The 21,581-nt window shown below is 52.7% G+C and carries 21 protein-coding genes; 14 read left to right on the forward strand and 7 right to left on the reverse strand.

Annotated features, from left to right (window positions below):
• Nucleotides 1-16 precede the first annotated feature (16 nt).
• Genes EOS97_RS10285 through yigI form a run of 4 tightly spaced genes read right to left on the reverse strand, consistent with a single transcriptional unit; the run spans nucleotide 17 to nucleotide 2,301 of the window.
• Nucleotides 17-397, reverse strand: coding sequence for a DUF2628 domain-containing protein (locus tag EOS97_RS10285; RefSeq protein WP_000356594.1), 381 nt, complete (start codon nucleotides 395-397; stop codon nucleotides 17-19).
• A 15-nt stretch (nucleotides 398-412) separates the two neighbouring features.
• A complete protein-coding gene (locus EOS97_RS10290) occupies nucleotides 413-871 on the reverse strand; it encodes a membrane protein (protein ID WP_001738611.1) in 459 nt (152 codons plus the stop codon).
• A gap of 34 nt (nucleotides 872-905) precedes the next feature.
• A complete protein-coding gene (gene rarD, locus EOS97_RS10295) occupies nucleotides 906-1,790 on the reverse strand; it encodes an EamA family transporter RarD (protein WP_000339080.1) in 885 nt (294 codons plus the stop codon).
• A 43-nt stretch (nucleotides 1,791-1,833) separates the two neighbouring features.
• Entirely contained in the window at nucleotides 1,834-2,301 is a 468-nt protein-coding gene (gene yigI / locus EOS97_RS10300) for an acyl-CoA thioesterase YigI (protein ID WP_001277136.1), read from the reverse strand.
• Nucleotides 2,302-2,465: 164 nt separating this feature from the next.
• Here yigI and pldA point away from each other — a divergent pair, with 164 nt between their 5' ends.
• From pldA to rhtC, 3 genes are all read left to right on the forward strand, one after another.
• A complete protein-coding gene (pldA, locus tag EOS97_RS10305) occupies nucleotides 2,466-3,335 on the forward strand; it encodes a phospholipase A (protein WP_001201692.1) in 870 nt (289 codons plus the stop codon).
• 83 nt (nucleotides 3,336-3,418) lie between these two features.
• On the forward strand, nucleotides 3,419-5,248 hold the full coding sequence (gene recQ, locus EOS97_RS10310; protein ID WP_001533487.1) for an ATP-dependent DNA helicase RecQ: 1,830 nt from the start codon (nucleotides 3,419-3,421) through the stop codon (nucleotides 5,246-5,248).
• A 63-nt stretch (nucleotides 5,249-5,311) separates the two neighbouring features.
• Nucleotides 5,312-5,932, forward strand: a complete 621-nt coding sequence (rhtC, locus tag EOS97_RS10315) for a threonine export protein RhtC (RefSeq protein ID WP_000928815.1) — start codon at nucleotides 5,312-5,314, stop codon at nucleotides 5,930-5,932.
• A 39-nt stretch (nucleotides 5,933-5,971) separates the two neighbouring features.
• Here the strand turns inward: rhtC and rhtB are convergent, their stop codons facing one another.
• Nucleotides 5,972-6,592 (reverse strand): homoserine/homoserine lactone efflux protein, encoded by a 621-nt coding sequence (gene rhtB, locus EOS97_RS10320; protein WP_000142524.1) that lies wholly within the window; start codon nucleotides 6,590-6,592, stop codon nucleotides 5,972-5,974.
• 110 nt (nucleotides 6,593-6,702) lie between these two features.
• Here rhtB and pldB point away from each other — a divergent pair, with 110 nt between their 5' ends.
• The 3 genes from pldB to EOS97_RS10335 all read left to right on the forward strand — a co-directional run bounded on the left by pldB (nucleotide 6,703) and on the right by EOS97_RS10335 (nucleotide 9,515).
• Nucleotides 6,703-7,719: a lysophospholipase L2 gene (gene pldB, locus EOS97_RS10325; RefSeq protein WP_000487685.1), complete on the forward strand. Its 1,017-nt coding sequence runs from the start codon at nucleotides 6,703-6,705 to the stop codon at nucleotides 7,717-7,719.
• A 15-nt stretch (nucleotides 7,720-7,734) separates the two neighbouring features.
• Nucleotides 7,735-8,535: a sugar/pyridoxal phosphate phosphatase YigL gene (yigL, locus tag EOS97_RS10330; protein ID WP_000285338.1), complete on the forward strand. Its 801-nt coding sequence runs from the start codon at nucleotides 7,735-7,737 to the stop codon at nucleotides 8,533-8,535.
• Nucleotides 8,536-8,615: 80 nt separating this feature from the next.
• The gene (locus tag EOS97_RS10335; RefSeq protein WP_001196254.1) at nucleotides 8,616-9,515 is read left to right on the forward strand and encodes a carboxylate/amino acid/amine transporter; all 900 of its coding nucleotides are present in this window, start codon (nucleotides 8,616-8,618) and stop codon (nucleotides 9,513-9,515) included.
• On the opposite strand, the gene metR is transcribed toward EOS97_RS10335, so the two are convergent.
• Nucleotides 9,403-10,356, reverse strand: a complete 954-nt coding sequence (gene metR, locus EOS97_RS10340; protein ID WP_000569786.1) for an HTH-type transcriptional regulator MetR — start codon at nucleotides 10,354-10,356, stop codon at nucleotides 9,403-9,405. The two genes, EOS97_RS10335 and metR, sit on opposite strands and share 113 nt — an antisense overlap.
• A gap of 235 nt (nucleotides 10,357-10,591) precedes the next feature.
• Here metR and metE point away from each other — a divergent pair, with 235 nt between their 5' ends.
• The gene (gene metE, locus EOS97_RS10345) at nucleotides 10,592-12,856 is read left to right on the forward strand and encodes a 5-methyltetrahydropteroyltriglutamate--homocysteine S-methyltransferase (RefSeq protein WP_000154190.1); all 2,265 of its coding nucleotides are present in this window, start codon (nucleotides 10,592-10,594) and stop codon (nucleotides 12,854-12,856) included.
• Nucleotides 12,857-13,190: 334 nt separating this feature from the next.
• A complete protein-coding gene (locus tag EOS97_RS10355) occupies nucleotides 13,191-14,534 on the forward strand; it encodes an anaerobic sulfatase maturase (RefSeq protein ID WP_000017947.1) in 1,344 nt (447 codons plus the stop codon).
• Nucleotides 14,535-14,613: 79 nt separating this feature from the next.
• Here the strand turns inward: EOS97_RS10355 and EOS97_RS10360 are convergent, their stop codons facing one another.
• Nucleotides 14,614-15,426, reverse strand: a complete 813-nt coding sequence (locus tag EOS97_RS10360; protein ID WP_000213958.1) for a dienelactone hydrolase family protein — start codon at nucleotides 15,424-15,426, stop codon at nucleotides 14,614-14,616.
• Between the two features lie 258 nt (nucleotides 15,427-15,684).
• Here EOS97_RS10360 and udp point away from each other — a divergent pair, with 258 nt between their 5' ends.
• The 6 genes from udp to tatA all read left to right on the forward strand — a co-directional run bounded on the left by udp (nucleotide 15,685) and on the right by tatA (nucleotide 21,579).
• Nucleotides 15,685-16,446, forward strand: coding sequence for a uridine phosphorylase (gene udp, locus EOS97_RS10365; protein WP_000045169.1), 762 nt, complete (start codon nucleotides 15,685-15,687; stop codon nucleotides 16,444-16,446).
• A gap of 139 nt (nucleotides 16,447-16,585) precedes the next feature.
• Nucleotides 16,586-18,016: a DNA recombination protein RmuC gene (gene rmuC / locus EOS97_RS10370; RefSeq protein ID WP_000355567.1), complete on the forward strand. Its 1,431-nt coding sequence runs from the start codon at nucleotides 16,586-16,588 to the stop codon at nucleotides 18,014-18,016.
• 95 nt (nucleotides 18,017-18,111) lie between these two features.
• Nucleotides 18,112-18,867, forward strand: a complete 756-nt coding sequence (gene ubiE / locus EOS97_RS10375) for a bifunctional demethylmenaquinone methyltransferase/2-methoxy-6-polyprenyl-1,4-benzoquinol methylase UbiE (RefSeq protein WP_000229009.1) — start codon at nucleotides 18,112-18,114, stop codon at nucleotides 18,865-18,867.
• A 9-nt stretch (nucleotides 18,868-18,876) separates the two neighbouring features.
• Complete coding sequence (gene ubiJ, locus EOS97_RS10380; RefSeq protein WP_001116085.1) at nucleotides 18,877-19,482, forward strand: ubiquinone biosynthesis protein UbiJ; 606 nt, start codon at nucleotides 18,877-18,879, stop codon at nucleotides 19,480-19,482.
• On the forward strand, nucleotides 19,479-21,119 hold the full coding sequence (gene ubiB / locus EOS97_RS10385; RefSeq protein WP_000187559.1) for a ubiquinone biosynthesis regulatory protein kinase UbiB: 1,641 nt from the start codon (nucleotides 19,479-19,481) through the stop codon (nucleotides 21,117-21,119). Before ubiJ ends, ubiB begins: the two co-directional genes overlap by 4 nt.
• Nucleotides 21,120-21,324: 205 nt before the next feature.
• Nucleotides 21,325-21,579, forward strand: coding sequence for a Sec-independent protein translocase subunit TatA (tatA, locus tag EOS97_RS10390; protein ID WP_000508972.1), 255 nt, complete (start codon nucleotides 21,325-21,327; stop codon nucleotides 21,577-21,579).
• Nucleotides 21,580-21,581: the final 2 nt, after the last annotated feature.

A 21,581-nucleotide genomic window follows, 5' to 3' on the forward strand; every position in this document is an offset into this window, starting at 1 on the left:
GAACCACCCTGAAAAGTTACAGGCTCCAGGTATTGATACCTTTAACCTCTTTTTCATAGAACCACTTATTTGTATTGACGCCGACATAAGCTGCGACAACAAGTCCAAGTATGTTAACGCCGATTAATGCTCCAATAAATATTGCAACGATCCCTAATAAAATAACTATAATTGCTTTTTTCCACAGACCCAGTACAAACAAATAAATCCATGAGAAGAAAAAGGCAATAAAGTTTATTTGAATAGTCAACCGTTGTCGGGGCTTTAATGCTTTAAATGCCTGTTTATATTCTGGGCTTACTTTCCAAAATCCAGGGAAACCATGTTGATCGTAAAATGAAAAACGGTATTTCCATTTTTCAGATAGCGAACCATCATTAATATAATCCTTGTCCATGTAAACTCCATTAAATTACTTGTTGAGTGAATTCGAATCCGGGGGGGCCAGAAGTAGCAGAGAAAAGGTTGCAAAATACCAGATTAGAAAAAGAGGCATACCAAAGCCATCGCAAGCGAAATCTTCAGCAACCATTATCACGAAGGAGGCAATATAGATTACAAGCGTACCCCATACATAGAATTTTATATATTCAAAGCCACTGTCTCTGAATCGCTGACAGTTTAAATTAATGACGAGATAATGTAGTAAAATTGTGAATAAAATTGCCAGTATCACAAAGCTTAAATATAATAAAACCCCAACCAAAATGGAAAATATTATATTTATTAGCGCGAATGATAATAAATAACGACATCTGGAAACACATCTCTCAGATGAAGGAATAAAAACACTTAACATTAATTTCACATCCATATGTTGGGTTACGTCGTTAGCATGACAATATGCTACCCCCCTTACAAGGGGAGGCATATTTTTTCAGATTATATTTAGAATAATAGTCGCGTTATTTTTTACGCTGCGTATAAATCGCATCCATCACGAAAATCGCCAGCGCGACCCAGATAAACGCAAATGTCACCATCTTATCCGCGCCCGGCACTTCGCCATAAAACGTCACCGCCAGTAAAAACATCAGCGTTGGGCCGATATACTGGAAAAAGCCCAGTGTAGAGAGACGCAGACGCGTAGCCGCTCCGGTGAAGCACAGCAGCGGAATCGTAGTGACCACACCTGCCGCCATTAACAGCAAGTTCAACGATAGTGCGTTTTGCCCCATATGGCTGGTAGGGCTATCGGCGATGCCAAACAGATAAATCGCGGCGACCGGCAACAGCCATAGCGTTTCGACCAGCATACCCGTCTGCGCTTCAACGGCGATCTTCTTACGCACCAGGCCGTAAAACGCAAAACTAAACGCCAGCCCCAGCGCGATAATCGGCAGTGAACCAAACGTCCACAGTTGCACCAGCACGCCGCACACCGCCAGAATCACCGCCAGCCACTGCATTCGACGGAAGCGTTCGCCAAGAAAAATCATCCCCAGCAAGATGTTAACCAGTGGATTAATGAAATAACCCAGGCTGGCCTCCAGCATATGGTGATTATTTACCGCCCAAATGAATAATAGCCAGTTACCGCCGACCAGTACGGCGGACAGGGCCAGCAGGAAAATCTTCTTTGGCGTTTTCAGTAAACGCTTAACCTGTCGCCACTGCCGGCTGACGCTAAGCAGCGCCACCATAAAGAAAAATGACCAAATCACGCGGTGCGTCAGGATCTCATCTGCGGGAACGTAATAGATCAGCTTGAAATATGCGGGGGCGATCCCCCAAATAAAATAGGCGGCAAGAGCGAGTAATACGCCCTGCCGTGTTTGTTTTGCGTCCATCCGGAAAACTCGTATCTGAAGTGTAACAACAGTTTACCTGCTTTTATCCCACCATATAAGTAGCGGTGGCGCTGGCGATGTACAGCTGATCTTCATTGTGTAATTCCACGCGGGCGACGGCCACTTTATTCCCTGCGCGCAGCAGGCTACTGGTGGCCGTAAAGCGGTTGCCTCTGCCCGGACGCAGGTAATCGACGCGCAGGTCAATCGTTCCCATCCGCGACAGGCGCTGGCGTAGTTCATCTTCGCTGATGGTTTCGTGGCGAGTTAGCGTGCTGCCGACGCATACCAGTCCGGCGGCGACATCCAGCGCAGAGGCGATCACGCCGCCGTGTAAAATGCTTTGCGCCCAGTTGCCGACCATCATCGGCTGGTTGTTGAAGGCCAGTTGGGCGAACGCTTTTTCATAGCGTTCCAGCTCCAGCCCTAACGCCCGATTAAACGGCATGTGGTAGACAAACATTTCACCCACTAATTTCAGAGCTTGTTCAGCGGTAAGTACAGCGGACATAGATTCCTGACACCTCATTGGTTAATGAAATGTTGATATTATGCTTCTTAATTGTTGTTTTCTACTTTAAGAAGGGATAACTAACGGCTATGTGTGTAAATATGTAAAAATGGTTGGCAGAGAATGATTCAAGCTGAAAATACTTCGTCAGGAGAACGTCAAGAATGCGGGCGATTTTGAGAGGGTTGTTGCCAGCCACGCTACTGCCATTAGCGGCATATGCACAAGAAGCTACGATAAAAGAGGTTCATGATGCGCCTGCAGTACGGGGAAGTATCATCGCTAACATGCTACAGGAGCATGATAACCCTTTTACGCTTTACCCTTATGACACGAACTACTTGATCTACACGAACACCAGCGATCTGAACAAAGAGGCCATAAGTACCTACAACTGGTCTGAAAACGCACGTAAAGATGAAGTGAAATTTCAGTTGAGCCTGGCGTTTCCGCTGTGGCGCGGAATACTGGGGCCGAACTCGGTACTGGGCGCTTCCTATACGCAGAAATCCTGGTGGCAGCTTTCCAACAGTAAAGAGTCTTCGCCGTTTCGCGAAACCAACTACGAACCGCAGCTTTTTCTTGGTTTTGCTACCGATTATCGCTTTGCCGGCTGGACGCTGCGCGACGTAGAGATGGGCTACAACCATGACTCTAACGGACGTTCGGACCCCACCTCGCGTAGCTGGAACCGTCTGTATACCCGTCTGATGGCCGAAAACGGTAACTGGCTGGTAGAGGTTAAACCGTGGTACGTGATTGGCAGTACCGATGATAATCCGGACATCACCAAATATATGGGTTATTACCAGCTTAAAATCGGTTATCACCTGGGCGAGGCGGTATTAAGCGCCAAAGGCCAGTACAACTGGAATACAGGCTACGGCGGCGCGGAAGTTGGATTAAGCTATCCGGTCACTAAACATGTCCGGCTTTATACCCAGGTGTACAGCGGCTATGGCGAATCGCTGATCGACTATAATTTTAATCAGACACGTGTCGGCGTCGGCGTGATGCTTAACGATATCTTCTGATTGGATCGTGTTTTAAACATTGCAGTTTCTCTCGCAGGCGCTGAAAATAGCGCCTGTTTTGATTTATGGTGAACGGGGTTAATGTGGCGCAGGCGGAAGTGTTGAATCTGGAATCAGGGGCCAAACAGGTTTTGCAGGAAACCTTTGGCTACCAACAGTTTCGCCCGGGCCAGGAAGCGATTATTGATACTGCGCTCTCCGGTCGCGACTGTCTGGTCGTCATGCCCACCGGCGGCGGCAAATCTCTGTGCTATCAAATCCCCGCGCTGTTGCTGGACGGATTGACCGTCGTCGTTTCGCCCCTGATCTCGTTGATGAAAGACCAGGTCGATCAGCTACTGGCGAACGGGGTGGCGGCGGCCTGTCTGAACTCCACTCAAAGCCGCGAGCAGCAGCTTGAGGTGATGGCGGGGTGCCGTACCGGACAGATTCGTCTGCTGTATATTGCGCCGGAACGCCTGATGCTGGACAACTTTCTTGATCATCTGGCGCACTGGAATCCGGTATTGCTGGCGGTGGATGAAGCGCACTGTATCTCGCAGTGGGGTCATGATTTCCGTCCGGAATATGCGGCTCTCGGTCAGCTTCGCCAGCGTTTTCCCGCTTTGCCGTTTATGGCATTGACCGCCACCGCCGACGACACCACGCGCCAGGATATTATTCGTCTGCTTGGGCTTAACGATCCGTTAATCCAGATCAGTAGCTTTGACCGACCGAATATCCGCTACATGCTGATGGAGAAGTTTAAGCCGCTCGACCAGCTAATGCGCTATGTTCAGGAGCAACGCGGCAAATCGGGTATCATCTACTGTAACAGCCGGGCGAAAGTGGAAGATACCGCTGCGCGCTTGCAAAGTCGCGGCATTAGCGCGGCGGCCTATCATGCGGGGCTGGAAAACGCTATTCGCGCCGATGTGCAGGAAAAATTTCAGCGCGACGATCTGCAAATCGTGGTGGCGACCGTCGCTTTTGGAATGGGCATAAACAAACCTAACGTACGTTTCGTCGTGCATTTCGATATCCCGCGCAATATTGAATCCTACTATCAGGAAACGGGCCGCGCCGGGCGCGACGGACTGCCTGCGGAAGCCATGCTATTTTACGATCCGGCTGACATGGCCTGGCTACGTCGTTGTCTGGAAGAGAAACCAGCCGGACAGCTTCAGGATATTGAACGGCATAAACTGAATGCGATGGGCGCTTTTGCCGAAGCGCAAACCTGCCGTCGCCTGGTATTGCTTAATTACTTTGGCGAAGGCCGACAAGAACCGTGCGGCAACTGCGATATCTGTCTCGATCCGCCCAAACAATATGATGGCTTAAACGATGCCCAGATTGCGCTTTCTACCATTGGTCGGGTTAACCAGCGTTTTGGCATGGGCTACGTTGTCGAGGTGATCCGCGGCGCGAATAACCAACGCATCCGCGATTTCGGTCATGACAAACTCAAGGTTTATGGCATGGGACGCGAAAAGAGCCATGAGCACTGGGTGAGCGTGATTCGCCAGCTCATTCATCTGGGGCTGGTAATGCAAAATATTGCGCAGCACTCCGCATTACAGTTGACGGATGCCGCGCGTCCGGTACTCCGTGGAGACGTTCCGCTAAAGCTTGCGGTGCCGCGCATTGTCGCCCTCAAACCCCGCGTGATGCAGAAATCGTTCGGCGGTAATTACGATCGCAAATTGTTCGCTAAGTTGCGCAAGCTGCGTAAAGCTATCGCTGATGAAGAGAATATCCCGCCGTATGTGGTCTTTAACGACGCCACGCTGATAGAAATGGCGGAACAGATGCCAGTTTCCGCCAGCGAGATGTTAAGCGTTAACGGGGTTGGGATGCGCAAACTGGAGCGCTTCGGGAAAGAATTCATGGCGCTCATCCGCGCGCATGTCGATGGTGATGACGAAGAGTAGTCAGCCCGGCAAAAAAGTGCCAGGATGGTGACTCACTGAACTATTTCCCCGCGAGCCATTTTTATGTTGATGCTATTTTTCACCGTGGCAATGGTGCACATCGTTGCGCTAATGAGCCCCGGCCCCGACTTTTTCTTCGTGTCTCAAACTGCTGTCAGCCGTTCGCGTAAAGAAGCGATGATGGGCGTACTGGGCATTACCTGCGGCGTGATGGTATGGGCGGGCGTGGCGCTGCTTGGCCTGCATCTCATCATCGAAAAAATGGCCTGGCTGCATACGATCATTATGGTAGGTGGCGGCCTGTACCTGTGCTGGATGGGCTATCAGATGCTGCGCGGCGCGCTGAAAAAACAGGATGCGGCGGCGTCTTCTCCGCACATTGAACTGGCGCAGAGCGGGCGCAGTTTTCTCAAAGGGCTGTTGACCAATCTGTCGAATCCTAAAGCGATTATCTATTTTGGTTCCGTTTTTTCACTGTTTGTCAGCGATAACGTCGGCGCTGCGGCGCGCTGGGGTATTTTCGCGTTAATTACCCTGGAAACGCTGGCCTGGTTTACCGTAGTCGCCAGCCTGTTCGCGCTGCCGAAAATGCGCCGCGGCTATCAGCGTCTGGCGAAATGGATTGATGGTTTTGCCGGCGCTCTGTTTGCGGGCTTTGGTATTCACCTGATTATTTCGCGCTAATTTACCTCCGGGCCGGATAAACATCATCCGGCACGACTATCACGCGTGTCTTGCCGACGCCAGGAGCGCGCCTACCAGCATAAACAACGAACCAAACGCTTTATTCAGCGCCTTCATCTGCTTTGGTCCTTTAATCCAGGCGGCAATGCGCTGCGCCAGCGTGGCGTAACCGGTCATCACAATCATATCCACCACAATCGTAGTGACGCCGAGAATGAGGTACTGCGCCAGTTGCGGTTGCTGCGGCATGATGAATTGCGGAAACAGGGCGGCAAGAAAGACAATACTTTTGGGATTGGTTAGATTGACAAAGACCGCGCGTTTGAACAGTCGACCCCGCGATTGCGTCTGGGCGAGAGTATGCAGATCGATAGCGCCTGCGGCGCGCCATTGCTGGATACCCAGCCAGATAAGATAAGCCGCGCCAGCCCATTTCAGAATTTCAAAAGCGAGGAGCGAGCGCGAAAAGAGCGTACCCAGTCCGACGCCCACCAGTACGATATGTATCCCCAGCCCGGTCTGGAGTCCGGCGATAGAAGCCGCTGCGCCACGATATCCATGGTTGATAGACGTCGTCATGGTATTGATGGCGCCTGAACCCGGAGAAAGACTCAGCAGAGTTGAGGTCAGTAGATAGGCGAACCACCATTCAAAGGTCATGCGAAACTCCCTGGTTGTCTGTTTTTGTGCCACAATACGCTACTGCCGCTGTGTTGTGTCAGGCACGACGCAAAAAACGATTTTACCTGGTAAACGAGGCCGAAAACCCGATGTTTCAGCAGCAAAATGACTGGGAAACAAGAGAAAATGCGTTTGCCGCTTTTGCTATGGGGCCGCTGACCGATTTCTGGCGTCAGCGGGAAGAGGCGGAGTTTATCGGCGTGGGTAACATTCCGGTGCGCTTTGTCCGTTTTCGAAATGATTCCAACGATCGGACGATCGTCATTTGTCCTGGCCGCATTGAGAGTTATGTAAAATACGCTGAACTGGCGTATGACCTTTTTCATCTCGGTTTTGATATCTTCATCATCGACCACCGTGGTCAAGGGCGCTCCGGGCGGATGTTATCGGACCCGCATCGGGGTCACGTTGATCATTTTAACGATTATGTTGAGGACTTAGCGGCGTTCTGGCAGCAGGAAATTGAGCCGGGGCCGTGGCGTAAGCGTTATATCCTGGCGCACTCAATGGGGGGCGCGATAGCCACCCTGTTCCTGCAACGCCATCGTGTGCGGTGCGATGCTATTGCGCTCACCGCGCCGATGTTTGGTATTGTGATACGCTTGCCTTCCTTTATGGTGCGCCATATTCTCGACTGGGCCGAGGGGCACCAGCGTATCCGTGAAGATTACGCTATTGGTACCGGTCAGTGGCGGGCGTTGCCGTTTGGGATGAATGCGCTGACCCACAGCCGCCAGCGTTATCAGCGCAACTTACGATTTTATGCCGACGAGCCGCAGCTGCGCGTTGGCGGCCCCACCTGGCATTGGGTACGCGAAGGCATTCTGGCGGGTGAGCAGGTTCTGGCTGGGGCGAGCGATGACACGACGCCTACGCTACTGATTCAGGCGGAAGAAGAGCGGGTAGTGGATAACCGCACCCACGATCGTTTTTGTGAAATTCGCGCCGCGGCGGGATACCCTTGTGAAGGGGGAAAACCGCTGGTTATCAAAGGCGCGTACCATGAGATCCTTTTTGAAAAGGACGCCATGCGCTCAGTCGCGCTTAACGCCATTGTTGAATTTTTCAACAAGCCTAATTTATCCAGCGGAAATCGCTTTGCTTAGAGGTTAAATTTTATTATGTATCAGGTTGTTGCGTCTGATTTAGATGGCACGCTGCTCTCCCCCGACCATACGTTGTCCCCTTATGCCAAAGAGACTCTGAAGCTGTTGACCGCACGCGGCATCCATTTTGTCTTTGCCACTGGTCGTCATCATGTCGATGTAGGGCAAATCCGCGATAATCTTGAAATCAAGTCTTATATGATCACCTCCAACGGCGCGCGAGTGCACGATACCGACGGGAATTTGGTTTTTACGCATAATCTGGACAGCGACATTGCCAGCGACCTGTTCGGGGTGGTGAATGCGAATCCGGACATCGTGACTAACGTTTATCGCGACGACGAATGGTTTATGAATCGTCATCGCCCCGATGAAATGCGTTTTTTCAAAGAGGCGGTATTTAACTACTCGTTGTTTGAACCTGCGCTGCTGGAGCCGGAGGGCGTCAGCAAAGTGTTTTTCACCAGCGACACTCATGAAAAGTTGTTGCCGCTGGAGCAGGCGATTAACGCGCGCTGGGGCGATCGGGTAAACGTGAGCTTCTCTACGCTAACCTGTCTGGAAGTGATGGCGGGCGGAGTGTCGAAAGGTCATGCGCTGGAAGCGGTCGCTCAGGCGATGGGGTACAGTCTGAAAGAGTGTATCGCCTTTGGCGACGGAATGAACGACGCTGAAATGCTCACGATGGCGGGCAAAGGCTGCATCATGGGCAATGCGCACCAGCGTCTGAAAGACCTGTATCCCGAACTTGAGGTGATCGGCATCAACGCGGATAACGCCGTGCCGCATTACCTGCGCGATCTTTTCTTACGCTGATGTGATTGTTTGTTAGTTGACCAGTTGTCAACTTCACTCTCCGCTACAATGGGTGTTTCCTGTTTTAAGAGACATCCATTGTGGCGCTACTCATCATTACCACTATCCTGTGGGCTTTCTCCTTTAGTCTATTTGGCGAGTATCTTGCCGGGCATGTCGATAGCTATTTCGCGGTGCTGATACGCGTTGGGCTGGCGGCGCTCGTTTTTCTGCCGTTTTTGCGTTCTCGCGGGCACAACCTAAAAACCATCAGCCTGTATATGCTGGTGGGGGCGATGCAGCTTGGCATCATGTATATGTTGAGCTTCCATGCTTACCTCTACCTGACCGTATCCGAACTGCTGCTGTTTACCGTTCTGACGCCGCTCTATATCACGCTGATTTACGATGTGATGAGTCAGCGTCGTTTGCGCTGGGGCTATGCATTTAGCGCGTTGCTGGCGGTGATTGGCGCCGGGATTATTCGCTACGATCGCGTGACCGACCATTTTTGGGTCGGTTTGCTCCTGGTGCAGCTTTCTAATATCAGTTTCGCTATCGGAATGGTGGGGTATAAACGTCTGATGGAGACCCGTCCCATGCCGCAGCACAACGCCTTTGCATGGTTCTATCTGGGGGCGTTTTTGGTGGCGGCGGTGGCGTGGTCGCTGTTGGGGAACGCGCAAAAGCTGCCGGAAACCACGCTGCAATGGAGCATTCTGGTGTTTCTCGGCGTGGTGGCGTCCGGCATTGGCTACTTTATGTGGAACTATGGCGCTACCCAGGTAGACGCCGGGACTCTGGGTATCATGAATAATATGCATGTTCCTGCAGGACTACTGGTTAATCTTGCCATCTGGCATCAGCAGCCCCACTGGCCAAGCTTTATTACAGGCGCGGCTGTGATCCTGGCTTCGCTGTGGGTGCATCGAAAATGGGTCGCTCCGCGCTCCGCACAAACGGCAGATGATCGCAGGCGTGATCCCGCGTCGAGCGAATAAACGCCTCGGTCACCGCCTGACGCTGGTCGCCGTCGCGCACGGCGGCATACAGGCGGCTCCACAGACCATCACCCAGGGTTTTGGTCACCACCAGACCCTGGCGCTCAACGCTTTCCACCACCCAGTGCGGCAGGGCGGCAATGCCCATTCTGGCCGCCACCATCTGAATCAGCAGTAGCGTATTATCCACGCTTTTCAGCAGCGGACTGATACCCGCCGGTTGCAGGAAATGTCGCCAGACATCCAGTCGGCTGCGCTGCACCGGGTAAATCAACAGCGTTTCGCTGGCTAAATCTTCCGGCGTAATCTGCGTTTTGCTGGCCAGCGGATGGTCGGGCGCCAGCACCAGTCGGACTTCAAAATCAAACATCGGCGAATAATGCAGCCCGCTGCGCGGCAAAATATCCGATGTCATCACCAAATCCAGCTCGCCTTGTTGCAAGGCCGGTTGCGGATCAAAAGTGACGCCGGATGTGAAATCCATTTCTACCTGCGGCCAGCTTGCACGGAAGTTTTCCAGCGCCGGGGTCAGCCACTGAATACAGCTATGACATTCAATAGCGATGCGCAGACGAGTTTGCTGCGGTTCGTTGCACGCCTGCAGCGCACGGCTGATTTGCGGCAGCACCTGGTTTGCCAGTTGCAGCAGAACTTCCCCCTGCGGCGTAAAGCGCAGCGGCTGGCTTTTACGCACGAACAGGCGGAAGCCAAGGCGTTGTTCCAGATCGCTGAACTGATGAGACAGAGCGGATTGGGTCTGGTGCAGCACCGCAGCAGCAGCAGCCAGCGATCCACTATTCCGCAATGCCTGGAGTGTTTTCAGATGTTTAATTTCGATCATGAAAGTCCTTCACTTCGCCATGAACAAATTGCGCTTGAGGAATATACAGTACCTTTACATTATGGATGTGTAAACATCCAGACGTCCAAAATCCGTCGTCTTTTAAATTGATGGTGCGTTGGCTGCGTTTCCTCACCCCGGTCACTTACTGATGTAAGCTCCCGGGGATGAGCAAACTTGCCGCCTTCCCTGAATTTAAAATACTTAGGATTTACATATAATTAGAGGAAGTAAAATGACAATATTGACTCATACCCTCGGTTTTCCTCGCGTTGGCCTGCGTCGCGAGTTGAAAAAAGCGCAAGAGAGCTACTGGGCGGGGAACACAACGCGTGAAGCGTTACTGGCGGTGGGGCACGAACTGCGCGCGCGTCACTGGGAGCAGCAGAAACAAGCGGGTATTGACCTGTTACCGGTAGGCGACTTTGCCTGGTACGACCATGTTCTGACCACCAGCCTGCTGTTAGGCAATGTGCCGGCTCGTCATCAGAACAACGACGGTTCCGTGGACATCGACACTCTGTTCCGCATTGGCCGCGGTCGCGCGCCAACCGGCGAACCGGCGGCGGCAGCGGAAATGACCAAATGGTTTAATACTAACTATCACTACATAGTACCGGAGTTCAGCAAAGGCCAGCAGTTCAGACTCACCTGGACACAGTTGCTGGAGGAAGTGGACGAAGCGCTGGCGCTGGGGCATAAGATCAAACCCGTACTGCTGGGGCCTGTCACGTATCTGTGGCTGGGTAAAGTGAAAGGCGAGCCGTTTGACCGCCTGACGTTGCTGAAAGACATTTTGCCGGTGTATCAGCACGTACTGGCTGAACTGGCAAAACGTGGTATTGAGTGGGTCCAAATTGATGAGCCAGCACTGGTGCTGGAACTGCCGCAGGCGTGGCTGGATGCCTTCAAACCGGCTTACGACGCGCTCGCCGGCCAGGTGAAGCTGTTGCTGACGACCTATTTTGAAGGCGTGACGCCAAACCTGGACACTATTATCGCGCTACCGGTACAGGGGTTACATGTTGACCTCATTCATGGCAAAGATGATGTAGCGGAACTGCATCAACGTCTGCCGGTCGACTGGCTGCTCTCCGCAGGCTTGATTAACGGGCGTAATGTCTGGCGCGCCGATTTGACCGAAAAATACGCGCAGATTAACGCCCTTGTGGGCAAACGCGCGCTGTGGGTAGCATCCTCCTGCTCTTTGCTGCACAGCCCGATCGATCTCAGCGTCGAAACGCGTCTGGATACGGAAGTTAAAAGCTGGTTTGCCTTTGCGCTGCAAAAATGCGGTGAACTGGCGTTGCTGCGCGATGCGCTGAACAGCGGCGAAACGGCGGCGCTTGAGGAATGGAGCGCACCGATTCAGGCTCGTCGTCACTCCCGTCGCGTACATAATGCCGCGGTAGAAAAACGCCTGGCGGCGATCACCGCGCAGGACAGCCAGCGTGAGAATCCGTATGAGGTGCGCGCTGAAGCGCAACGCGCCCGCTTTAAACTTCCCGCCTGGCCGACGACGACTATCGGTTCGTTTCCGCAAACCACGGAAATTCGCGGCCTGCGTCTGGACTTCAAAAAGGGCAACCTCGACGCGAATAACTACCGCACCGGCATCGCCGAACATATCAAACAGGCTATCATCGAGCAGGAGCGTTTAGGGCTGGATGTGCTGGTACACGGCGAAGCCGAGCGAAACGACATGGTGGAATACTTCGGCGAGCATCTGGACGGCTTCGTCTTTACCCAGAATGGTTGGGTGCAAAGCTATGGCTCCCGCTGTGTGAAACCGCCGGTAGTGATTGGCGATATCAGCCGTCCGGCATCGATTACCGTGGAGTGGGCGAAATATGCCCAGTCGCTGACCGACAAGCCGGTAAAAGGGATGTTGACCGGCCCGGTGACTATTCTTTGCTGGTCATTCCCCCGCGAAGACGTGACCCGCGAAACGATTGCGAAACAGATTGCGCTGGCGCTGCGTGATGAAGTCGCGGATCTGGAGGCGGCGGGGATTGGGATTATTCAGATCGACGAACCGGCGCTGCGCGAAGGTCTACCGCTGCGTCGCAGCGACTGGGACGCCTATCTGGAATGGGGTGTGGAAGCCTTCCGCATCAACGCGGCGGTGGCGAAGGATGAAACCCAGATCCACACCCACATGTGTTACTGCGAGTTCAACGACATTATGGATTCGATCGCCGCGCTGGATGCGGATGTGATCACCATTGAGACCTCCCGCTCGGATATGGAGTTGCTGGAGTCGTTCGAAGCGTTCGACTACCCGAACGAAATCGGGCCGGGCGTGTACGATATTCACTCGCCGAACGTGCCGAGCGTCGAGTGGATTGAAGCCCTGCTGAAGAAGGCGGCACAGCGTATTCCGGCACAACGCCTGTGGGTGAATCCGGACTGCGGTCTGAAAACTCGCGGTTGGCCGGAAACCCGCGCGGCGTTAGCGAACATGGTCAAAGCGGCGCATAATCTGCGTCAGGCGAAATAGCCCATCCTGACCGCTGCGTTTATCCGGCAGCAATGCGGCGCTACCCTTTGACGGGTAGCGCCCGTGTCTGACCTGATTAACAGCGCCTCTTTCTTCTCATTTCCCTTTTTCTTATTTTCCGCGCTGTCTTTTTCAGGATCTGGCTATTTGGCGATCTTGATAATAAAAAGGTTCTCCGTATGAATGACAACCAGGCGGATAGCGTCCCTGGAAGCAGCGCGGCGGATTTTATTGCCTCGCAGATCGTTTTTCCTGTCATGATCGCCCAGCGCTCTCATAGCACAAAACGAGGTTTTCCATTCTGTTATGTTCCCTGGCGACGATAAACGTCGCATTGTCTCATGGCGCAGGTGAACCTTATTTTTTAACGGAGATGTCTGACATGGCGGTAGCAGGTTGTCACGTAATGGCCAAACCCGGCGGCGCGATCTGCAATATTGATTGCACATATTGCTTCTATCTTGAAAAAGAGGCGCTGTACCCGGAACGCAATAAAAACTGGCGAATGTCGGACGAGACGCTGGAACAGTTTATACGCCAGCATATTGCCGCGCAGAGTGGCGACCGCATTGACTTTGCCTGGCAGGGCGGCGAACCGACCATGATGGGGCTACCGTTTTTCCGCCGGGTTGTCGCATTATGTGAAAAGTACGGCGATGGGCGAAAAATCACTCATGCGTTGCAGACGAACGGCATCCTGGTGAATGACGAGTGGGCGCGCTTTTTCGCTGAACAGCATTTTCTCATCGGTCTCTCTATCGACGGCCCGGCGTCGTTACACAACCACTATCGGCTTAATCGCGCTGGAAAAGGAACTCATGAACAGGTCGTCGCAGCAATGGCGCGGCTTAAAGCGCACCATGTCGACTTTAATACCTTAACCGTCGTGGGAAAACATAACGTCGGTCATGCAGCAGACGTCTACGAATTTCTTCTGGCGGCGGGATCGCGTTTTATTCAGTTTATCCCGCTGGTAGAGCGAATGAGCACCGATAACTCATCGGTACTTAATCTGGTGATGCCCGGCGAAAGCGCGGCGACGCTGGCGCCATGGACGGTACCGTCGTGGCAATATGGCGAATTTCTCAACCAGATCTTTGATATCTGGGTTCGTCGCGACGTAGACCGCGTCTATGTGCAGATGTTTGACGTGGCGTTAGCCGCCTGGACGGCGCAGCAGCCGGTACTGTGTGTACATTCCGAGACTTGTGGACATGCCTTCGCGTTGGAGTCGAACGGCGATCTCTACAACTGCGACCACTTTGTCTACCCGGAGCATCTGCTGGGAAATATCCACCAGCACAGCATCAAAGCCTTAAATAATAGCGAGCGGGCTATTGCGTTTGGCGAGGCCAAGCGGGAGACCCTGACCGCCGATTGTCGTCGCTGTGACTACCGCTTTGCGTGTCATGGCGGCTGTCCGAAGCATCGCTTTGCCGTCTCGCCGTCCGGTCATCCTGCGCATAATTACTTGTGTGCGGGCTATAAGCATTTTTTCCAGCACGTTACGCCGTATATGAATGTCTGGCGGGAGCTGCTGGCGCAAGGCTATCCAATGGCATCGATCATGCGCTGGCTGGCGCAGGACGCGCGTAAAGACACAGGAGCCGTCAGTCGTAACCATCTCTGTCCCTGCGGCAGCGGCAAAAAATATAAAAAATGCTGTGGTAAAGCATAGCTAACGTGGCGATGACGCTTTGTTGAGCCTACACCGACTCCGGTCTCGTAGGCCCAACAAACATCGTAATGCGCTGTGGTTAGCCTTTTTTCCCGCCGTACTGCGCGAACCATTCCAGCATTCTTTGCCAGCCGTCTTTCGCCGAGGCTTCGTGGTAGCCCGGACGATAATCGGCATTAAACGCGTGCCCTGCATCGGGATAGACCACGATATCCGCCTTCGCATTAGCGGCGCGTAGCGCCTGACGCATGGTTTCCACGCTCTCCTGTGGAATACTGGTATCCTGCCCGCCGTATAAACCCAGTACCGGCGCGTTAAGATCGGTGGCGATATCAACGGGATGCTTCGGCGAATTGAGTGACGTGTCGCCCACCAGCTTGCCGTACCACGCTACCGCCGCTTTTAACTGTGGGTTGTGCGCGGCGTACAGCCAGGTAATCCGGCCTCCCCAACAAAAACCGGTGATCATCAGCCGATGCGCGTCCCCGCCGTTGCGCGAAGCCCAACTGGCGACGTGATCCAGGTCGGCAAGGACTTGCGAATCGGGTACTTTAGCCACCAGCCCGCTCAATAATGTGGGTATATCGGCGAAATCATTGGGGTCGCCTTCGCGGAAATAGAGTTCCGGCGCGATAGCGAGATAGCCTTCCAGCGCCAGTCGTCGGCAAATATCGCGAATGTGTTCATGTACGCCAAAAATTTCCTGTACCACAATGACCACAGGCAGCGCGCCGTCGCTCGCTTTTGGTCTGGCGTAATAGGCTGGCATATCGTCGCCCTGAGAGGGAATCGACGTTATCCCCGCGCTAATGGCCCCATCAGGCGTATGAATCATCGTAGGGGCAAGTGGGGAAGCTGCAGGTGCAAAGCCGGATGGATGTGTCGTTGTCATGGTATTCTCCGTACCCTTAAAAAATAGCGCAATCTTAACTATAGACAGTGTGTAACAAACCACATTGCCTTAAAGCGGCTATCTTTTGTGCAATGCCTGGCGATATTGATTATTTATTGTGATGCGCATCACTTTTTAATGGTAATCGAGTGCAATTGTTTTACGCCATAGTGATGGCTGTCACGAAAATATCTTTATGCCTTAGGTAAAGTGTCTTTTTGCTTCTTCTGACAAACCCGATTCACAGAGGAGTTTTATATGTCCAAGTCTGATGTTTTTCATCTCGGCCTCACCAAAAACGATTTACAAGGGGCCCAGCTCGCCATCGTCCCTGGCGATCCTGAGCGTGTGGAAAAGATCGCCGCGCTGATGGATAAGCCGGTTAAGCTGGCATCTCACCGCGAATTCACCTCCTGGCGCGCTGAGCTGGATGGCAAAGCAGTTATCGTTTGCTCTACCGGTATCGGCGGCCCGTCTACCTCTATTGCCGTGGAAGAACTGGCGCAACTGGGTATTCGTACCTTCTTGCGTATCGGCACCACGGGGGCTATTCAGCCGCACATTAACGTCGGCGACGTTCTGGTAACGACCGCATCCGTACGTCTGGATGGGGCGAGCCTGCATTTTGCGCCGATGGAATTCCCGGCGGTTGCCGACTTTGCCTGCACCACTGCGCTGGTTGAAGCCGCGAAATCGATTGGCGCCACGACTCACGTTGGCGTAACCGCCTCTTCCGACACTTTCTATCCGGGTCAGGAACGTTATGACACCTATTCTGGCCGCGTTGTTCGTCGCTTCAAAGGCTCTATGGAAGAGTGGCAGGCGATGGGCGTAATGAACTACGAAATGGAATCCGCTACGCTGTTAACCATGTGCGCAAGCCAGGGGTTACGCGCAGGTATGGTGGCGGGCGTTATCGTCAACCGTACCCAACAAGAGATTCCGAATGCGGAAACGATGAAACAAACTGAAAGCCACGCGGTGAAAATCGTCGTGGAAGCGGCCCGTCGTCTGCTGTAATTCTCCTCTCTTTTGCAAAGGCCGACGCGTTCGGCCTTTTCTTTTTGCGTGGCGCCTCGCAGGAAATCCCTTTTAAACTGGACGTTTATACAGCACAATTCTATTTTGTGCAGGACAGTGTGGTTCCAGGAGAGGTGTTGTGGATATTACTCTTATGATAAGCGCCGTCGTGGCGCTGGCGGCTGGGGTGGTGATTGGCTGGCTGGCGACGAAAGCGCACGCCGATCAAATCCGCGCCGATCTTATCGAAGAACGGCGTGAGCTGGATATCGAACTTAGCGCGGCCCGGCAGCAATTAGCGCAAGAAGCGCACTGGCGCAGTGAATGCGAGTTACTTAATAACGAACTGCGTAGCCTGCACAGTATCAATACCTCTCTGGAAGCCGATCTGCGTGAAGTCACGACCCGTCTGGAAGCGACTCAACAACACGCGGAAGACAAAATCCGTCAGATGATCAACAGCGAACAGCGTTTAAGCGAGCAGTTTGAAAATCTGGCGAACCGTATCTTTGAACACAGTAATCGTCGCGTAGACGAACAAAACCGACAAAGCCTGAATAGCCTGCTGACGCCGCTGCGTGAGCAACTGGACGGTTTTCGCCGCCAGGTTCAGGAGAGTTTTGGCAAAGAAGCGCAGGAGCGGCATACGCTGGCGCACGAAATTCGTAATTTGCAGCAGCTTAACGCGCAAATGGCGCAGGAAGCGATCAACCTGACGCGCGCCCTGAAAGGGGACAATAAGGCGCAAGGAAACTGGGGCGAAGTTGTGCTGGCGCGGGTACTGGAGGCATCCGGACTGCGTGAAGGCTACGAATACGAAACCCAGGTCAGCATTGAGAACGATGCGCGCTCGCGGATGCAGCCGGATGTCATCGTCCGCTTGCCGCAGGGCAAAGATGTGGTCATCGATGCTAAAATGACGTTGGTCGCCTACGAGCGTTACTTTAACGCTGAAGATGACTACACGCGCGAGGCCGCTTTACAAGAGCACATCGCCTCGGTGCGCAATCATATTCGCTTACTGGGGCGTAAAGACTACCAGCAGCTTCCCGGCCTCCGCTCGCTGGACTATGTTCTGATGTTTATCCCCGTAGAACCCGCTTTCCTGCTGGCGTTAGATAAACAGCCCGAACTGATAACCGAGGCGCTGAAAAATAACATTATGCTGGTAAGCCCCACGACGCTGCTGGTGGCGTTACGGACAATCGCCAACCTGTGGCGCTATGAACACCAGAGCCGCAATGCGCAGCACATCGCAGACAGAGCCAGTAAGCTCTACGATAAAATGCGGTTGTTCGTTGATGATATGTCAGCGATCGGTCAGAGTCTGGATAAAGCGCAGGATAACTACCGCCAGGCGATGAAAAAACTTGCGTCGGGGCGTGGCAACGTTTTGGCGCAGGCGGAGGCCTTCCGGGGGCTAGGCGTGGAAATCAAACGCGAGATTAATCCGGATTTAGCGGAACAGGCCGTTACGCAAGATGAAGAATATCGTTTACGATCGATCCCTGAAGGGCGGCAGGATGAACATTATCCCAATGATGAACGGGTGAAGCAGCAGTTAAGTTAACCCATACGGAGTAGTTTAGTCCTGGCGCAGAGTAGGGCAAATTGGCCCAATCTGTTACACTTCTTGAACATTTTTATCGATAAGCAGGCACTGAGATGGTGGAAGATTCACAAGAAACGACGCACTTTGGCTTTCAGACCGTCGCTAAAGAGCAGAAAGCTGACATGGTGGCCCACGTTTTTCATTCTGTGGCGTCAAAGTACGATGTGATGAATGACTTAATGTCATTTGGCATTCATCGTTTGTGGAAGCGCTTCACCATTGATTGCAGTGGCGTGCGTCGTGGACAAACCGTTCTCGATTTAGCGGGTGGTACGGGCGATCTTACCGCGAAATTTTCACGTATGGTCGGGGAAACTGGCAAAGTTATCCTGGCGGATATTAATGATTCCATGCTCAAAATGGGGCGTGAGAAGCTGCGTAATATCGGCGTGATCGGCAACGTAGAGTATGTGCAGGCGAATGCCGAAGCTCTGCCTTTCCCTGATAATACGTTTGATTGCATTACCATTTCGTTTGGTTTGCGCAATGTAACGGAAAAAGAAAAAGCGCTGCGGTCAATGTTCCGTGTGTTGAAACCCGGCGGACGTTTACTGGTGCTTGAATTTTCCAAGCCTATCATTGAGCCGCTGAGTAAAGCGTATGACGCCTATTCTTTCCATATTTTACCGCGTATTGGCTCGATGGTCGCAAACGATGCGGATAGCTATCGGTATCTCGCGGAATCCATCCGTATGCATCCCGATCAGGATACCTTAAAAGCCATGATGCAGGACGCCGGATTTGAGAGCGTGGATTATTACAATCTGACGGCGGGCGTTGTGGCATTGCACCGTGGTTATAAATTCTAGGAGGGTGGAATGCCTTTTAAACCCTTAGTGACCGCAGGAATTGAAGGTCTCCTCAATACGTTTCTGTATCGTTCGCCAGCGCTGAAATCAGCCAGAACGCGCTTACAGGGAAAAGTACTGTGTGTGAAACTAAAGGGATTTTCGATGCCATTAGTCCTGGTATTCAGTGAACGCCAGGTTGATGTGCTGGGGGCATGGGAAGGCGAAGCGGACTGTACGGTAATCACTCAAGCTAGCGTTTTGCCAAAACTACGCGATCGTCAGCAGTTGGCCGCGCTTATTCGCAGCGGCGAACTGGAAGTGCAGGGCGATATTCAGGTCGTGCAAAATTTTGTGGCGCTCGCCGATCTCGCCGAATTCGATCCTGCGGAGCTGTTGGCGCCATACACGGGTGATATTGCGGCGGAAAGTATCGGTAAGGTCGTGCGTGGCGGGGCTAAATTCCTGCGCCACGGGTTTCAACGCCAGCAGCGTTATGCCGCTGAAGCGATCACTGAAGAGTGGCGTATGGCGCCTGGCCCGCTGGAAGTCGCATGGTTTGCCGAAGAAACCGCGGCTGTTGAGCGCGCCGTAGATTCTCTGACCACACGGCTGGAAAAACTGGAGGCCAAATGACGCCAGGTGAAGTACGGCGCCTATATTTCATCATCCGCACGTTTCTAAGCTACGGCCTTGATGAACTCATCCCCCGAATGCGTCTTACACTGCCACTCCGATTATGGCGCTATTCGCTGTTCTGGATGCCAAACCGGCATAAAGATAAATTGCTGGGTGAACGATTAAGACTGGCGTTGCAAGAGCTGGGACCGGTCTGGATCAAATTTGGTCAGATGCTCTCCACGCGCCGTGACCTGTTCCCGCCGCAAATCGCCGATCAGCTCGCTTTGCTCCAGGATAAAGTCGCGCCATTCGATGGTCGGCTGGCGAAAGCCCAGATTGAAGAGGCGATGGGGGGGCTACCAGTCGAAGCCTGGTTTGACGACTTTGATATCCAGCCTTTAGCGTCGGCGTCAATCGCCCAGGTACATACCGCGCGATTGAAATCAAACGGTAAAGAAGTGGTTATTAAGGTCATTCGCCCGGATATTTTGCCGGTAATTCAGGCAGACCTGAAACTGATTTATCGCCTTGCTCGCTGGGTACCACGCCTGTTGCCGGATGGGCGTCGTCTGCGCCCGACGGAAGTGGTGCGTGAGTATGAGAAAACGCTGATCGATGAGCTGAATCTGCTACGGGAATCGGCCAACGCGATTCAGTTACGCCGCAATTTTGAAAATAGTCCCATGCTGTATATCCCGGAGGTGTACTCCGATTACTGTAGCCAGAACATGATGGTGATGGAGCGGATATACGGCATTCCGGTTTCGGATGTGGCGGCGCTGGAAAAGAACGGCACCAACATGAAACTGCTGGCGGAACGCGGGGTTAAAGTTTTCTTCACCCAGGTTTTCCGCGACAGCTTTTTCCATGCGGACATGCATCCGGGAAATATTTTTGTCAGCCATGAACACCCTGAAAATCCGCAATATATCGGCATTGACTGCGGTATCGTTGGGTCGCTAAACAAAGAAGATAAGCGTTATCTGGCTGAAAACTTTATCGCGTTTTTTAATCGCGATTACCGAAAGGTGGCGGAGCTGCATGTCGATTCAGGCTGGGTTCCGCCAGATACCAACGTTGAAGATTTTGAGTTTGCCATCCGCACCGTCTGTGAACCTATCTTTGAAAAGCCGCTCGCGGAAATCTCGTTTGGTCATGTGTTGTTAAACCTTTTCAATACAGCGCGTCGATTTAACATGGAAGTCCAGCCGCAACTGGTGTTGTTGCAGAAAACATTATTGTATGTTGAAGGGGTTGGGCGGCAACTTTATCCTCAGCTTGATTTGTGGAAAACGGCGAAGCCGTTTCTTGAGTCCTGGATCAAAGATCAGGTGGGTATTCCGGCTCTCACGCGGGCTCTTAAAGAAAAAGCGCCGTTCTGGGTCGAAAAAATGCCAGAAATACCTGAACTGGTGTACGACAGTTTGCGCCAGGGCAAATATTTACAGCACAGTGTTGATAAGATTGCGCGCGAGTTACAGGTAAACCATGTGCGCCAAAGTCAGTCTCGTTATTTATTGGGAATTGGCGCAACGCTGTTACTGAGCGGGTCATTCTTACTCGTCAACCGCCCTGAATGGGGATTGATGCCTGGCTGGCTCATGGTCGGCGGCGTAGTGGTCTGGCTGGTTGGCTGGCGTAAAACTCGTTGAGATTTTTTATCGCTCAACGCCGGTTGTGTCACGCAGGTACATATTATCACTCGAGGCAGTACTCAGGCCGCAAGTCAATGTCGTCCCGGTCGTATGTAAAAGTATGTGAATAGGGCGGGCGAAAGCGGCTAACAAAGAGGCAGCGCGAAGGATAATGTGTATAATGCGGCCCTATTAATTCATCATCTATCACAGAGGAACATGTATGGGTGGTATCAGTATTTGGCAGTTGTTGATTGTTGCCGTTATCGTCGTACTGCTGTTCGGCACCAAAAAACTCGGTTCCATCGGTTCCGATCTTGGCGCGTCTATCAAAGGCTTTAAAAAGGCCATGAGCGATGATGATGCCAAACAGGATAAAACCAGTCAGGACGCTGATTTTACCGCTAAATCTATCGCGGATAAGCAAGGCGAAGCGAAAAAGGAAGACGCTAAAAGCCAAGATAAAGAGCAGGTATAATC

The sequence above is a fragment of the Salmonella sp. SSDFZ54 genome (assembly GCF_004010735.1).
GTDB classification, from domain to species: Bacteria; Pseudomonadota; Gammaproteobacteria; order Enterobacterales; family Enterobacteriaceae; genus Salmonella; species Salmonella enterica.

Bases quoted from the DNA above. Each gene is read 5' to 3' on its own strand.
- pldB (WP_000487685.1), top strand. From the start codon at position 6,703: ATGTTTCAGCAGCAAAATGACTGGGAAACAAGAGAAAATGCGTTTGCC.
- rhtB (WP_000142524.1), bottom strand. From the start codon at position 6,592: ATGACCTTTGAATGGTGGTTCGCCTATCTACTGACCTCAACTCTGCTG.
- EOS97_RS10360 (WP_000213958.1), bottom strand. From the start codon at position 15,426: ATGACAACGACACATCCATCCGGCTTTGCACCTGCAGCTTCCCCACTT.
- metE (WP_000154190.1), top strand. From the start codon at position 10,592: ATGACAATATTGACTCATACCCTCGGTTTTCCTCGCGTTGGCCTGCGT.
- ubiE (WP_000229009.1), top strand. From the start codon at position 18,112: ATGGTGGAAGATTCACAAGAAACGACGCACTTTGGCTTTCAGACCGTC.
- EOS97_RS10290 (WP_001738611.1), bottom strand. From the start codon at position 871: ATGCCTCCCCTTGTAAGGGGGGTAGCATATTGTCATGCTAACGACGTA.
- ubiB (WP_000187559.1), top strand. From the start codon at position 19,479: ATGACGCCAGGTGAAGTACGGCGCCTATATTTCATCATCCGCACGTTT.
- EOS97_RS10285 (WP_000356594.1), bottom strand. From the start codon at position 397: ATGGACAAGGATTATATTAATGATGGTTCGCTATCTGAAAAATGGAAA.
- rarD (WP_000339080.1), bottom strand. From the start codon at position 1,790: ATGGACGCAAAACAAACACGGCAGGGCGTATTACTCGCTCTTGCCGCC.
- metR (WP_000569786.1), bottom strand. From the start codon at position 10,356: ATGATCGAAATTAAACATCTGAAAACACTCCAGGCATTGCGGAATAGT.
- yigI (WP_001277136.1), bottom strand. From the start codon at position 2,301: ATGTCCGCTGTACTTACCGCTGAACAAGCTCTGAAATTAGTGGGTGAA.
- rhtC (WP_000928815.1), top strand. From the start codon at position 5,312: ATGTTGATGCTATTTTTCACCGTGGCAATGGTGCACATCGTTGCGCTA.
- tatA (WP_000508972.1), top strand. From the start codon at position 21,325: ATGGGTGGTATCAGTATTTGGCAGTTGTTGATTGTTGCCGTTATCGTC.
- pldA (WP_001201692.1), top strand. From the start codon at position 2,466: ATGCGGGCGATTTTGAGAGGGTTGTTGCCAGCCACGCTACTGCCATTA.
- yigL (WP_000285338.1), top strand. From the start codon at position 7,735: ATGTATCAGGTTGTTGCGTCTGATTTAGATGGCACGCTGCTCTCCCCC.
- udp (WP_000045169.1), top strand. From the start codon at position 15,685: ATGTCCAAGTCTGATGTTTTTCATCTCGGCCTCACCAAAAACGATTTA.
- ubiJ (WP_001116085.1), top strand. From the start codon at position 18,877: ATGCCTTTTAAACCCTTAGTGACCGCAGGAATTGAAGGTCTCCTCAAT.